Annotated in this window: 9 protein-coding genes; all 9 read left to right on the forward strand. The window is 54.5% G+C overall.

Annotated elements, in window-relative coordinates:
• The first annotated feature begins 104 nt into the window (after positions 1–104).
• The 9 genes from GSQ91_RS23360 (at position 105) to GSQ91_RS23400 (ending at position 14851) form a co-directional block, all read left to right on the forward strand.
• On the forward strand, positions 105–1397 hold the full coding sequence (locus tag GSQ91_RS23360) for an MFS transporter (protein ID WP_158824154.1): 1293 nt from the start codon (positions 105–107) through the stop codon (positions 1395–1397).
• A 337-nt stretch (positions 1398–1734) separates the two neighbouring features.
• The gene (locus tag GSQ91_RS23365) at positions 1735–4578 is read left to right on the forward strand and encodes a sensor histidine kinase (protein ID WP_254064846.1); all 2844 of its coding nucleotides are present in this window, start codon (positions 1735–1737) and stop codon (positions 4576–4578) included.
• Positions 4575–5198, forward strand: a complete 624-nt coding sequence (locus GSQ91_RS23370; RefSeq protein ID WP_158824156.1) for a response regulator transcription factor — start codon at positions 4575–4577, stop codon at positions 5196–5198. Before GSQ91_RS23365 ends, GSQ91_RS23370 begins: the two co-directional genes overlap by 4 nt.
• Before the next feature lie 254 nt (positions 5199–5452).
• A complete protein-coding gene (locus GSQ91_RS23375) occupies positions 5453–8932 on the forward strand; it encodes a TonB-dependent receptor (protein WP_158824157.1) in 3480 nt (1159 codons plus the stop codon).
• Positions 8933–9075: 143 nt separating this feature from the next.
• Positions 9076–9852 carry an RraA family protein gene (locus tag GSQ91_RS23380; RefSeq protein WP_254064847.1) on the forward strand — a complete coding sequence of 259 codons (777 nt, stop codon included), beginning with the start codon at positions 9076–9078 and terminating at the stop codon, positions 9850–9852.
• 87 nt (positions 9853–9939) lie between these two features.
• The gene (locus tag GSQ91_RS23385; protein WP_158824158.1) at positions 9940–11220 is read left to right on the forward strand and encodes a selenocysteine synthase; all 1281 of its coding nucleotides are present in this window, start codon (positions 9940–9942) and stop codon (positions 11218–11220) included.
• Positions 11221–11275: 55 nt separating this feature from the next.
• Positions 11276–11761 (forward strand): RidA family protein, encoded by a 486-nt coding sequence (locus GSQ91_RS23390; protein WP_158824159.1) that lies wholly within the window; start codon positions 11276–11278, stop codon positions 11759–11761.
• A gap of 66 nt (positions 11762–11827) precedes the next feature.
• The gene (locus GSQ91_RS23395) at positions 11828–13456 is read left to right on the forward strand and encodes a PLP-dependent transferase (protein ID WP_158824160.1); all 1629 of its coding nucleotides are present in this window, start codon (positions 11828–11830) and stop codon (positions 13454–13456) included.
• A gap of 93 nt (positions 13457–13549) precedes the next feature.
• Positions 13550–14851 carry an amidohydrolase/deacetylase family metallohydrolase gene (locus GSQ91_RS23400; protein ID WP_254064880.1) on the forward strand — a complete coding sequence of 434 codons (1302 nt, stop codon included), beginning with the start codon at positions 13550–13552 and terminating at the stop codon, positions 14849–14851.
• The last annotated feature ends 34 nt before the right edge of the window (positions 14852–14885 follow it).

A 14885-nucleotide genomic window follows, 5' to 3' on the forward strand; every position in this document is an offset into this window, starting at 1 on the left:
TACCCTGGTTCGTTGTCCTCGTATTTCAATGAACTATCGATCAAGACCGCTTCACTGTATATGTCTCACCGTCGATGAGCGGGCGGGTGCGAGGAGCAACAGCCATGTTGTTAGAGCGACGGATCAGGGTCAGATATTTGCTGGCCTTCTGGCTCTTTGTTTTGAGTGGAATCGCTTTTCTCGACCGCACGAATATTTCAATTGCCGGTTTACAGGTATCCCATGAGTACGGACTGGGGAACCAGCGGCTTGGTTGGGTGCTGAGCTCATTTCTGTTGGGGTATGCAGGCTTTCAACTTCCCTCGGGTTGGCTTGCGACTCGCTATGGCCCGCGCCTGGTGCTTTCGCTCGGGGTTCTATGGTGGGGCGTCGCGACTGCACTAACGGCCTTACTGCCGTCGAAGATTCCGCACGCTGTTGTACTCCTCATAGGGATCCGCTTCGCACTCGGGGCCGGCGAATCCGTGATCTATCCGGCAGCCAGCCAATTTGTCGCGCGATGGGTTCCCGAGAAGGAGCGAGGTTTTACGAACGGACTGATCTTCGCGGGTGTAGGCGCAGGCAGCGGGTTGACGCCGCCATTGTTGACCTGGCTGATCGCCCGGCATGGATGGCGGGCAGCGTTCTGGTTCAGCTGCGTCGCCGGATTGGTCGCGGGTTCTGTCTGGTGGTGGGCTGCACGGGATACGCCAGAAGAACATCCTGCCGTTTCTGCGGAAGAGCTAAACGAGATTCGTGGAGGACTGCCGAGTAAAACCGCTGCAGAGCCGAATGTCGAGGCGGCTCCGCGCTCGATCCAATGGCGAGCGATGTTTCGGCGCGGTGATCTTGTCGCGCTAATGGCCGGTTACTTCTGCTTCGGATACATCGCGTGGATCTACTTCAGTTGGTTCTTCCTGTACATGACCCAGGTGCGAGGCTTCGATCTCAAATCGAGTGCGAGATACTCCATGCTGCCGTTTCTTGCCATGACGGTTTGCTGTCTTCTCGGCGGAGTATTGAGCGATCGGCTCAGCAGAGCCTATGGGGTGACGGTGGGACGTTGTGGTTTGGCATCCTTTTCTCTGCTGCTGACAGCAGGGTTTCTGCTCGCGGGATCACAGGTAGAAAGTCCGGGGTTGGCGGGTGTCATCCTGGCGGGAGGAGCAGGCGCGCTCTATCTGGCGCAAAGCTCCTTTTGGTCCGTTGCCGTGGATATTGCCGGAGCCAGCGCAGGCGTTTACTCCAGCATGGTTAATATCGGTGGCCAGATCGGCGGGGCCTTAACCGCATCGTTGACGCCGTGGATCGCGCAACGCTTTGGATGGACGATGTCGTTTGCCGTCGCAGCCGTACTGGCGCTGGTAGGCGCGGCTTGCTGGTTCAACGTGCATCCGGAGCGTGCGCTGGAAGCCTGATTTTCAGGAATGCGGCGCTCCTTGCATTCTGGAAGCAACTGTGGTGGCCTTGTATCTACTTATAGGGTTGAACATGCGTATCCCTCCAGCTCGATGTCGTGGAACTGTCTCGATACGGTGCCTCGTTCGCTTGTGCGCGGTCGTGCTCTTCGCTACGTCCGCCTGCAGTATCGGTGCCTCTACCAATAGGGAGCCGCCTCCGCCTGGCAGTACTCAATTGCGTTTGTCGGAGTATCAGAAGCAGGACTGGCAGGTAGAGGACGGTCTACCCGAAAATAACGTCCGCATGATTGCACAACGACCTGACGGGTCCCTGTTGCTTGCCACAGGATCTGGTTTGGCAACTTTCGATGGCCAACGTTTTCGAAGTCTTCCTATCGAAAAAGGCCAGATACAAAACGAAGCAGTGAATGCGGTGCTCTACGGTAGAGCCAATGATCTGTGGATTGGAACTGATGGCCGTGGTGTGCTGCATCAGACAGCACAAGGGCTGGTAAATATCAGTGAACAGGCGGGACGTTATAACGAACGCATCCGAATGTTCTATACCGACTCAGCAGGTGTGTTGTGGATCGCAACGCAGAATGGGGTGGAACGCTTCGCGAAAGACCGGTTGGAAGCGATAACCGGCACTGGAATGATCTCGGGAGATATCACAACATCTTTTGCGGAAGATGGTTCCGATGGGATGTTTTTTGTAACTTCTACGGGGTTGTATCACTGGCAGGATGGGGTTGCGGTGCGATACCCATTGCAGACAGATCATACCGATCTCCCTGTAGCGGTCTATCGAGACCCGCAGCAGCGACTGTGGGTTGGCACGATGAAGCACGTTTTTCAGTTAATGTCTGTGCCTGCGGGATCTCAAGGGAATCATAAGCCACCAACTTTTACACAAGCCCTCCGCGCGAACGTTGATAGCCCTGTCACCGTTCTTCTCGGTGACGCGAAAGGGAACCTCTGGATCGGGACACGGCATCGTGGTCTATGGAGGCTTAGCTCCGGAGAACTTTCACACTGGGGAACGCAAGAGGGGCTGGCGGATGAGTCCATCCGATCCATGTTTTTCGATGATGAACAAAACCTATGGATCGGTATGTTGGACGGGGGACTTAGTCGATGGCGTGAAGGACCTTTGGCTCCTTTCGGTGAACCGGAGGGACTACACGCGACGTATGCGGCGAATGTTCTGGCTGACAGTCGTGGCGACCTTTGGTTGGGAACGTGGGGTAAGGGATTATTTCGGCGCCACCATGGGCAGTTACAGCCACTCAACCTGCCGGGTATGCCACTCGCAACTCCTATTCGTGCCCTTGCTGAGGACCTGAAAGGGCATATGTGGATCGGCACATGGTTCGATGGTGTTTATCGCTATGACGGCCATACCTTCCGCCATTACCTGCTCGGTACGGAATCTCCTGGAAACGCGGTAAGTGTGATCTTGCCGGACAAACATGGGGGGCTATGGGTCGGTACCTACACCGGTCTTTTTTACTTTGCCGCTGGCGAACCAGATCCGAAGCAACGAATAGAACTACTGAACTCTCAACTCGTTACATGCTTGATGGAGGATAAGGACGGCTCTATCCTGGCCGGTTCCACGAGTGGTCTATATCGGATTCGTAACAACCAAAGTACGCCAGTTCCAGGATTTCCCGCCGAACATGTACTGTCGCTTTTTCTAGACAGCAAGGGCTATGCATGGGCTTCTACGAAGACCGGTCGATTGATAGCCATATTCCCATGGGGTGTATCGCAGATACCGGCCAACTCCGGGTTGCAAGAGTACCTGGTGAATACAGCAGTTGAAGATAAGGATGGGCACCTTTGGCTGGGTACTTCGCGTGGGATCGTACGAGTTTCTGTTGCTGAAATGCATGCTGCCGTGGACAGAGGACAGTCGAGTATTTCAACTGTGATTCTCGGCAAGGCAGATGGAATGCGGTCCAGTGAGTGCAGTGGACCCTCTTCGCCCGCTTCGACACGCACTGCCGATGGAACACTATGGTTCGCAACCGCTAAGGGATTCGTTCACACCACTGAAAATGCGGAGAAGTTAGGTAAAACGAATCCGGTGGTGAAGATTACAGGTTGGTCTCTCTCCAACGACATCAGCACTGCCGATGTCGCAGTGCCACGTGGAAGGATCGAGCTAGAAGCTGGTCAACCTGATTTGCTGATCTTATTTAATGCGAGGTATCTGGCGAACCCGGATGCTGTGGCGTATCGATACCGGCTCACGGGCTACGATCGTGATTGGACCAATACCCGTGGGCATAGTGCACGGTATCGTCGCCTACCGCCGGGGAACTATCGTTTTGAGGTGCAGGCTCGCTTTAATGGTGAGGAGTGGACCTCTGCAATCGCTTCGCAGGAGATCCGACAGTCTCCCTACTTTTACCAAAGCTGGTACACCTATCTGGTGCTTTCTCTCGTGATTGCGGGAGCTGTCGTGTTCTTGTTTCATCGTCGAGTCCAAACTATTAAAGGGCGTATCGGTATTGTGCTGGAAGAGCGCAATCGCATTGCGCGCGAGTGCCACGATACCCTGATGGCCGGCTTCGCCGCTATCTCCTGGCAATTAGAGGCGACCTCTAAAAAGCTGGAGGACAGCATGCCTGAACACAGTGCCGCGGCACAGTCCTTTGAATTGGCGCGCAGCATGGTGTCTCACTGCCAGGCAGAGGCCCGTCGCATCATCTGGGATTTGCGTGATATGGAAGACGTGACCAATGCGCTGTCTCTGGCGCTGCGTCGTACGCTGGTTACGAACGATACGCAAAACATGATCGAAACCTCTCTAGAGGTCGAAGGGGATGAACCGCCCCTGACACCGGCCTGTGTTCATCATCTGCTGTGCATAGGTCAAGAGGCTTATTTCAATGCGGTGCGCCATGCGGCAGCATCACGGATTATGATCCATTTGAAGTATGAAGGCGATGCGCTAAACCTCTCTATTCGCGATAATGGATGCGGTATTCAGGACTCCAAGTCCACCGGGCCGCGTCACGGACACTTTGGTATGGCTGTCATGGAAGAACGCGCGCGTAAGCTTGGCGGCATTCTGAAGATCCAAAGTCATGCGGGAGAAGGTACTGAGGTCATGGTGAGAGTAGCCTTTAGTTCGATGTCTATGAATGCTCACGCGCGACAACCGGCCATTAAGGTGAACGGACTTTGAAACAGATTCGAGTATTGCTGATAGAAGACCATTTTCTAGCGCGGATGGCGCTGCACTCGGTGTTGTCCGGACACTCACAGATCTGTATTGTCGGAGAGGCTGCGGATGGAGAGAGTGGGATCTCCATGTATCGCGAACATAAGCCGGATGTTGTAGTCCTCGATCTTCGTCTGCCGCGGCTGAGTGGTTTTGAGGTGATCGTTCAACTTCGCAAGGAATCGCCACCCGCCCGAATCGTAATCCTCTCCAATTACCAGGGAAGCGAAGATATCTACCGTGCCGTACGTAGCGGAGCCATGGGCTATCTCACCAAGGACGCTAGCGGTGAAGAACTTCTCAATGCAATTGAGAGCGTCGATCGCGGCTTGCGTTATCTTCCGCATGTGGCTCTCGATCGTCTCGCGGAGCGGATGCCCTCGGTAGAACTGACCCCGCGTGAGTCCGAGGTTCTGGCTTGTATTACTCAAGGCCGTAGCAATCGCGAAATCGCTGTACAGCTTTGCATTGCGGAGAAGACGGTTCGTATTCATGTGAGCTCTGTACTGGAAAAGATGGGTGCCCGCGATCGTACCCAGGCCACGATCTATGCGCTGCAGCGCGGTTTGGTCCATCTCGACTAGACCTGTTCCATCGCGTTCCAAGCCCGACAACGTACCCTCCATCCCCGGAGATGTCTAGGTCATTTGCCCTAGAAACTACCACGGCATCAGGCCGATGACAGTTTTTCTGTCTCGTAATCAAATCGTGACACTCAAGAAATAAAGAGCGGTTCGTTCGCAGTCATCAAGACATTTCTCCTTTGGGCTCCAGAAATGCTGCGAACTCACGGCCTGCTCACTGACTTGGCTTGCCACGATTTATTAGGAGACCTACCTTGAAGAAAACGCTTGTGTGTTGTCTCGTACTCCTGCTGAGCCCAATATTGCTGCGGTCGCAGGTCGCCAATAACACCTCACTCGTCGGCACCGTCATCGATCCAACTGGAAGTGTGATCAGCGGTAGCAAAGTAACGGCCATCGAGGAAGCCACTAAAGTCAAATCTACAACGGCGACCAATGGCGAAGGTTACTATGCGATTACCTTTATCCAACCAGGTACCTATGACATAACGGTAGAGCAATCAGGCTTCATCAAACTGATCAAGACCGGCGTCGTGGTTCCAGTCGATCAGGCAGTACGCACCGACTTTTCCTTGTCAGTCGGTTCTACGGATACATCCATCACGGTCACGGCCAGCACTCCGCCGATGTCTACGGACGATGCGAACCTGGGAGAGACCTTCGAGACCAAACAGGTGGAAGATCTTCCAGTGCAAGGCCATAATGCGCTGGAGGTTGCAGCGTTAGCGTCTAATGTCATCATCGGTTCAAAGACATCCTACTCGGGAAATCCTCCAGGCGTAGACTTCATCGGCGCAGGACAGCGCGAGACTCAAAACGAGCTCACCCTCGACGGTGTCTCGATCATGAATAATCTCGGGAATGAAACGCCGGCGCGTCCGGGGACTGACATGATCGCTGAAGTCCAGATGCAGAGTGGTAACTACCCGGCGCAGTATGGCTCGTATCTTGGTGTGCACGTCAACATGGTGAGCAAGGGTGGTACGAACAACTACCATGGCGTGGTCTACGACTACATCAAGAACACAGCTCTTGATGCGCATAACTTCTTCGATACGGCAACCACAAAAAAAGCGCCTTTGAACTATAACCAGTGGGGATTTACGCTGGGCGGCCCAGTCATGATTCCAAAGCTTTATAACGGTCGCAATAAGACCTTTTTCTTCGGTTCCTATGAAAAGTTGAATCAGAAGGCATTGTCGCCGGGTACGTCGACCGTGATGACCGCGGCCATGGAAAGCGGTGATTTTTCGGCTCTTGGCACGTATAACCCAAGCAATAATACCTGCACTGGAACCTGTCTTAAGGATCCAGCAACGGGGAACTACTATGCGATTCCCACCACCGGTGCTAATGCAGGGAAGAGCAATCAGATTCCAGTGAGCGAACTGAGCACCGGAGCGGCGCTGATTGCCCAAAAGTACGAGGCGTATGTGCCTCTACCGAATGTCTCCGGCACCAGTAGCAATCTCTTCAATGTGTATTTTCCAAACACCCTTTTTATCGCCCAGACCCTGGAGCGTGTGGACGAAAATATAGGGGAGAAGGTCAAGCTCTTCTTCCGCTTCCACTGGCAGGATCTCACCTATGCCAACGGGAATCAGGTCCCAGTAGCGGGCGGTTACGGGCCGGCGAACAGCCGCAACTATGCCTTCGGATATACACATATCCTCACGCCCACCCTGGTGAACGACTTCCATATTGGATTGAATGAATTTACCACCGACTCTCTGAACTATTGGTATGTCAATGGACTCAAGAATGCTGGAACGGCCCTGGGTATTCCCGGCTTCAACTACGACACCACCGACAACATGCCAGGTATCCCTAATGTTCAGGTCAGCAGTGCTACAGGCATGAATATCGGGAACAACGGCACCAACTGGTTTCAGGACGATCGTTCCATCGATGCTTATGACCAGATCAGCTATACCCGTGGAAAGCACAACATCATGGCTGGCGTTGAGTTCCGGAAGTTGGATACTGGACGTATAGCAACCAATGAAGCGCTTGGGGAATTCGTCTTCGACGGCACGATCACCGGGGACGCTCGTGCCGACTTCGCACTTGGTCTTCCTGCCAGCGATGTTACACCGTCTACCAGCATTAAAGGTTCGGTGGCTGAGTGGCGGGATGGCTTCTTTGTCCTCGACAACTGGCAGGCTACGTCGAGGCTCACATTGAACTACGGTCTGCGCTATGATCTGCCGACCGTTCCCTATAGTCTGAACGGCTATAGTCGCACCATGAATGCCGCGCAGACCGCGTTGCTTCCTGTTTCGTCGGCAACTTCGGCTGCTACCTGGACGCCCGTTCCAGGATTGAAGCTCGGTAGTGCAACCCATGACAATTGGGGACCACGCTTTGGCTTTGCATACCGTGCTCTTCCCCGGACGGTAGTTCGTGGTGGCGTAGGCTTCTACTACAACGCCAACCAGCTGAACAGCTTTACGCTCTTGACGAGTAATAACTATCCATTTGGTGCCAACTTTACCTATAGCGATGCTGCAGGCACAACAGCGAATCCGCTCTCGTTTACTAACCCGATGCCAGGTCAGGCAACCGCATCGCCGGTGACCGGCACTTGTACCCCAAAGTGTACTTATGGGAGTGCGGTTACCTATGACCCTGCCAACAAGACACAGCGCAGCTATCAGTGGAATCTGTCTATAGGTCAGGAGTTATGGAAAGGGGCCGCGGCCGAGGCGCAGTATATTGGTTCGCACTCCCTGGATCTGGACACCAGTTGGTACGACAACGAGCCGACCGAGGTGGTACCAGGTTCCGTATTTTCGCAACCAACGAAGGTTAACCTCAGCTCGGCCCAGGGCAGTTGCGGTCAGGCAACCTGCCTGGTTCGTCCCAATCAACTCTTTGGTTCCATCCGCGATCTGCGGAACTTTGCCTGGGCTCATTACGACGGGCTCAACCTGGTCCTTCGTCAACGCATGTTCCGTGGGCTTTCCGGCCAGGCCAGCTACACATGGTCGCACGACCTGGATATTTCGAGCGATTCCAACGGTGGCGGCGTTGTTACACAGCCATATAACGTGGCCTCGGACTATGGAAACTCTAATTGGGATATCCGGAACCGCTTTGTTGGAGTTCTCACCTATGAGCTGCCTTCCTTCAGTGGGTCGAATCTCCTGCTGCGGGAGGCGATTGGAGGATGGCAGATCAATGACATCGTCAATCTGCAGTCCGGAATGCCGTTCAATGTTGCACTTGGCAGTGCCAGTGCCGGTCTGTCCCAGGGTACGGAGCGTCCGAGTTGGGTGCATAAGCCCTCATCGAACTGTAGCTTGAAGAATCTTATCGCCGGAAAGAGCGGAACCAATGCCGCAAACTCCTGCGTCGACATCAGTGCTTATGCGCTTCCGGTCGCCCCGGAGACAGTGAGCGGGTCAACGGTTACTTCGTACAACTATGCCTTCGGCAATACGTCGAGAAATACTTTGCACGGACCGGGTTTCTCTTACGACAACCTCTCGATCTTCAAAAACTTTTCTGTCTGGAAGACAGCGAAGTTTCAGTTCCGCGCGGAGGCTGCCAACGTATTCAACCATCCCAGCGCCGCTAACCCAAATGTAACCCTGAGTGGAGCCTCTCTGACGGGGACCGCCTTGAATGCCACTCCGACGAATAACTTCGGATCGATCACCAGTGTGCAGACTATTCCCGGCGAACTCACTGGCGCTCGTGTGCTTCAACTTGCTGGAAAGATCATCTTCTAGCTCATGTTTTGCTGTCCTTCCCCAGTGCCGCCGGAAAATATACCGGCGGCCACTTCTTCAAATATGCTTGTTGTCAATCTGTCGCAGCATAGTTCTTCGCTCTCTTCCAACAGTATGTCTCAATCGTCATGAGGTCATCGACATTGAAATCGATTTTGTCGTCACGCCGAACTCGCATCATCGCAGCCATGTCCATCGTCTGCGCCTCGCTTATCAGCGTCACGCACATCGTCCACGCTGACTCTCCAAAGACTGTCGCGGACTATACCGCTGATCCCGCCGCCATGCTCGAAGCGTATCGCCATGTCGAAGCCGCATCTGTCTCCGACGCCATCGAGCAGCTCCTCCACGAAAAGCACTATATGTCCCACCGGATGCAATCCATCTTCCCGACAAAGTTCGCCGGAACAGCTCTCACCGTGAAGCTGGTGAAGCAGGAAAACCACGATCCCGATGCGCTCTCGGGCATGCTCAAGGCGATCGACTCGGGTGGTTCCGGCTCGGTGTATGTCATGCAGGTTGAGGATGGCGCTGATATCGCAGGTATGGGAGGCCTTATGGGAACCGCGATGTTCTCACGGGGGTTTTCTGGAGCCGTCATCGACGGCGGCGTCCGTGATCTGCCACAGCTCAAGCGCATCGGCTTTCCCGTTTATGCCACTGGCGCCGTGCCATCGACGTCGGTTGGTCACTATCGCTTTGGCGGCGTCAACATTCCTGTTGACTGCGATGGGGTCAAAGTCAATGCAAATGACATCATCGTTGCCGATCAAGACGGTGTCGTGGTTGTTCCCCGCGAGCACGCAGCCGAGGTCCTGGTCCGAGCAGAACAACTCGATAACAGCGAACACTCGATGTATCCGTTTATAGAGAAGTTCCATTCCATCACGGAGGCGGTGAAGCAGTTCGGCAGAATCTAGTTACTTGTTCACAGAGCATGTAACGCATTCGAATTCATCATTCGTTGTGTTGCGTATAGAGGAAAGCGTAGTCAGAGGGATTTACAGATGTCTTCCATCGGGTCTCAGGGACTCTTTACACGCCGTCGTTTTCTCAGCTGGTCTCAGGCCGCCCTCGCAGCGCTTGGCTCAAAGCCGTTATTTGCATCCACCTCCGAACCTGTCGCTGCTGCGTATTCCGTTAGTTCTACCGACGACTATTACGCGAAGCTTGGCGTTGAGAAGATCATCAATGCCGCTGGAACATACACCTATCTCACGGCCGCGACTATGCCTCCGCAGGTGCTGCGGGCTGTCACTCAGGCTGCGCTCCACCCGGTTGTTCTTAAGGATCTCCAGCGTGCCTCTGGCGAGTACATCGCGAAACGGCTCCGTTGTGAAGGTGCGCTAGTTACGTCTGGAGCTTCGGCTGCGCTTACTCTTGGCACCGCCGCTTGCATTGTCTCTGCAAACGGTATCGCTCCCAATCAGATTCCGGAGGCGGTAGGTGCGATGAAAAACGAGGTCATCGTGCAGAAGGCCCATCGTTATGAGTACGACCACGCCATGCTTCTCTGTGGCGTGCGCATCGTCGAGGTCGTCACTCTCGACGATTACCGGCAAGCCTTCACTCCGAAGACGATCATGACCAACTTTTTCAATGCGGCTGAGAGTGGTGAGATCGATCGTCAGACGTGGCTTGCAGTCGCCCACCAACACAATGTGCCCTGCCACATGGATGCTGCTGCCGATATGCCTCCCATCGAAAATCTCTGGAAGTACACCGGCATGGGGTACGACCTAGTCAGCTTCTCTGGTGGTAAAGGAATCCGTGGGCCGCAAAACGCAGGACTTCTCCTCGGCAAAAAACATCTTACTGACCTTGCTGCGCTCAATGACAGTCCTAACTCGGATGCCGTAGGCCGTGGCATGAAGGTCGCCAAGGAACAGATCGTCGGCATGGTCGCAGCTGTTGACTGGCTCCTGGAACAGAGCGACGAGACCAATCAAGCCGAGTATATGCGCCGCACCAACACCATCATCCGTATGGTCAAAGACGTTCCCACTATGAAGATCGATATTTTCATGCCTGAGATCGCGAACCACGTCCCACATCTCATTCTTGCCTACGATCCCAAGGTCGTCGGCATCACTCCAAAAGAGGTGCAGGAACGCCTCCGCAGCCAGCGTCCTCAGATCGAACTCAACCCGGCCACTGGATCGACTGGCCGCCTTGGCCCTCACTCCAACGAGAACACCATCGTCGTTGGCACATGGATGATGCAGCCTGGGGATGCGGAGGTCGTCGGTCGCCAGCTGCGCTCTGTACTTATGAATCCTCATTCTTGAGCATAGACAGCGACCTTTGCTCACATCACACGCAAACCACAAAAGGAGTTTATTTATGCAAAAACAGTCCAGAAGAAACCTTCTTAAGAATGCAGCCACGGCAGCCGTCGCAGTTACTGGCGGAGCCGTGCTCTTCAACTCCGCAGAGGCCCAGACTTCAGGCAAGCTGGAGAAGAAGTCCTATCCGATCAAGACAAATGCTGATAATACTGCGGCAGCGCCACCACTTTTCTCCAGTGCTGTCTCCTATGGCAACCTACTTTTTCTCGCTGGTGTGGGCGCGCATTTCAAAGGGACGATCGAAGAACACACCAAGCACGTCCTCGACGAGCTCGAGCAGAATCTTATTGGCGCGGGCTCCTCGATGGAGAAGGTGCTGAAGGTCAACGTCTATCTGAACGACATCAATGACTGGGCGAAGATGAACACCGTCTATGCCGGTCGCTGGGGCAAGGTGCCGCCAGTACGCACCACCATTGCACCCGCTGGCGGCATTCCGGGTAACTCACTCGTTGAGATTGACCTGATCGCCTATATCTAGCCTGACGTATCTAGTGGCGCATTTCGGTAACGGGTACTCACCCTAAGAAAAGGAAAAGACGAGACTATGTCCCTCTTTCGCAAAACGCGCTGGTCGCGGCGGGAAGTTCTCAAGCAGTCCGGCATGATCTCTGCCATCGGAGCTGCTACCGCGATCTCACCGCTGGCCGCTAGTGCTGTTGCACTTGCCGGTCCGCAGTCCTCGTCTCTCACCCAGCACCCGCTACCGGCGCGCCAAGGTTCGGACACCGACAACCTCTTTACCCGCATAGGTGTTCGGCCCATTATCAATGCGCATGGAACCTTCACCATCATCAGTGGTTCGCGTTCGCTGCCACAGGTGAAGCAGGCTATGTTCGAGGCCTCCCACTACTTCGTCCATCTCGACGAGCTGATGGACGCCGTAGGCAAGGAGTTTGGCCAGCTTACAGGCGCAGAGTGGGGAATTGCCACGACGGGATGTGAGGCCGCAATCGCGCTTGCAACGATTGCCTGCATTGCTGGGACCAATGTTGAGAAGTCGCAGGCTCTTCCGTATATCAAGGCAAAGGATCAGGTGATTGTTCCAAAGCACTCACGCAATCCCTATGACTTTGGGATTCGTATGACCGGCGCAGAGATCGTTGAAGTGGAGTCCGAGGAAGAGCTGCGCAAGAAGCTCTCCAGCCGCACTGCGATGATTTACATCCTTTCGGCTCCGGCAGCGGAGAGTGGCCCGCTCGGCATACCGAACATATGCCGCATTGCAAAAGAGGCTGGTATCCCCGTCTTTGTCGATGCGGCAGCCGAAGAACCATTGGTCCCCAATATCCATATCCAACACGGGGCCACGTTGGTTGGATATTCCGGCGGAAAATGTTTGCGTGGGCCGCAGTCGTCGGGAATGCTCATCGGCGATAAGAGTTTGTGCCGTGCGGCATACTTTCAGGCGGCGCCTCACCATAACTATGGGCGAGCCTTCAAGTGCAGCAAAGAAGAGATTATGGGACTGCTGGCCGCTGTGCGGCAATGGTACAAGCGCGACCACGCTGCCGAACAGCGCGAGTGGCTTGCCTGGCTGCAGCATATTGAAAGCCAGGTAAAGGGCCTACCCTCGGTTACTACCGAATACCTGCAGCCTGAGGATCTTTCCAATCGGGCACCGCGTCTTCGCATTCACTGGGATGCGAATCAATTGCATATTACCGGCACCGAACTGCTTGCCAGGCTAGATGCTGGAACGCCGCGCATTCTGCTGGATGGCGGCTCAGGAACGAGACCGGATCACATGGCTAGTTCTGTCACGATCATGCCGTACATGATGGGGCCGGGTGAGGATCGTATCGTTGCCGACGCTATCTTCACAGCTCTCACGAAACCAGGCCACTATGACAATCCGGTAATCCCTACAGGCTCCCCTGCGGAAGTACAGGGCACGTGGGCCGTTGTCATTCAATACGCACGCGGTGTAGGCGAACAGCGCCTCACGTTGAAGCAGAGTGGCAATGAACTCAGCGGCACACAAAACGGCGAGCTCTACAAAGCCTCCCTGAAGGGCTCTATCCATGCTGACAAGATCGAACTCGTCAGCGATATGGCCGTTAGCGGAAATTCGGTTGCATGGAATTTCCAGGGGGATGTCACTGGAAGCCATATGGGCGGCGTTGTGCAACTTGGTGAGTTTGGAAGCGCTACGTGGAAGGCAACACGAACCTAGTTAGTCGAACTTTGCTGAATCAATCGCGTTGTCAGCCCAACCTTTGAGGGACCTATGATTCACGTATCGCGTAGAAGTATCGCCTCTCGCTGCATGCTTGTCTGCTTTGCAGCTTTAGCCTTCACGGGGTTACATGCAGTTGCCAGCCCGTTGCCTTCCTATGACTTGTTACTAAAAGGGGGGCACATTATCGATGATAAGAATCATATTGATGAGGTGATGGACGTCGCCATCAAGGATGGAAAGATCGCGCGCGTCGCCCCCCATATTCCGCGCACAGACGCCCTAAAATCGATTGATTTGCATGGCCTCTATGTAACTCCGGGGCTTATCGATATCCACGTCCACGTCTATGCGGGAACTGGTGAGCGTGGCTCCTATGCGGGTGACAATAGCGTGCCCCCTGACGGCTTTACGTTTCGCGTAGGCGTTACAACGGTTGTCGATGCGGGTTGTTCTGGGTGGCGCAACTTTGAGGATTTCAAGCAGAGGATCATCGACAGATCGAAGACGCGTGTCTTCGCAATGCTGAATATTGTTGGTTCCGGCATGCGTGGTCCCCTGTATGAACAGAACACCGCAGATATGGATGGCGAAGCCACTGCCGCAATGGCACTCAAATATCCCCAAACAATTGTGGGCATCAAGACAGCACACTTCGAGGGGCTTGAATGGACGCCGGTAGAGCAGGCGGTCATTGCAGGTACTTTGGCGAATATCCCGGTAATGGTGGACTTTGGTAGAGACCAACCCACTCGCCCGATTTATGACTTGATGACGAAGAAGCTTCGTCCCGGCGATATCTATACCCACATGTATTCGGGGCTACGTCACGAGCAGGACCCGACCACGTTGGGTCCCAGCGCGGCACTCATTGAAGGGCGCAAGCGGGGAATTTACTTCGATGTCGGACAGGGCGGAGGAAGTTTCAAGTGGTCGCTCGCGATACCGATGATCAAGGATGGATTTATTCCCGACTCAATCTCTACCGACCTTCACATTACTAGTATGAATGGGGCGATGAAGGACGAGCTCAATGTCGCCGACAAGATTCTGGCTGTTGGCGTTCCATTGAACCAGGTTGTTGCGGAGATGACATCTCATCCCGCACACGAGATTAAGCATGAGGAACTGGGTAATTTGTCAGTGGGCTCTATCGCCGATATCGCCGTACTACGTCTGGAAAACGGGAACTTTGGCTTTACCGATATGGTCAACTCCCGTTTGCACGGAAAGCAAAAGCTGCTGTGTGAGTTGACGATCAAGGACGGAAAGATCGTCTACGACCTGAACGGAATCAGCGCCGACCTCTGGAATGCCGCGCCGGATCCTAATGCTAAGGAAGCGTCGCGCTGGACAACCCTGGCTCCGCGCCCAGGCGTCGAGGCCCACTAATAGGTGGAAAGGCAGAAGCGGGAGTCAGAAAAGT

This window comes from Granulicella sp. S156 (assembly GCF_009766105.1).
Taxonomy (GTDB): Bacteria; Acidobacteriota; Terriglobia; order Terriglobales; family Acidobacteriaceae; genus Granulicella.

Bases quoted from the DNA above. Each gene is read 5' to 3' on its own strand.
- GSQ91_RS23360 (WP_158824154.1), top strand. From the start codon at position 105: ATGTTGTTAGAGCGACGGATCAGGGTCAGATATTTGCTGGCCTTCTGG.
- GSQ91_RS23395 (WP_158824160.1), top strand. From the start codon at position 11,828: ATGTCCCTCTTTCGCAAAACGCGCTGGTCGCGGCGGGAAGTTCTCAAG.
- GSQ91_RS23400 (WP_254064880.1), top strand. From the start codon at position 13,550: ATGCTTGTCTGCTTTGCAGCTTTAGCCTTCACGGGGTTACATGCAGTT.
- GSQ91_RS23390 (WP_158824159.1), top strand. From the start codon at position 11,276: ATGCAAAAACAGTCCAGAAGAAACCTTCTTAAGAATGCAGCCACGGCA.
- GSQ91_RS23385 (WP_158824158.1), top strand. From the start codon at position 9,940: ATGTCTTCCATCGGGTCTCAGGGACTCTTTACACGCCGTCGTTTTCTC.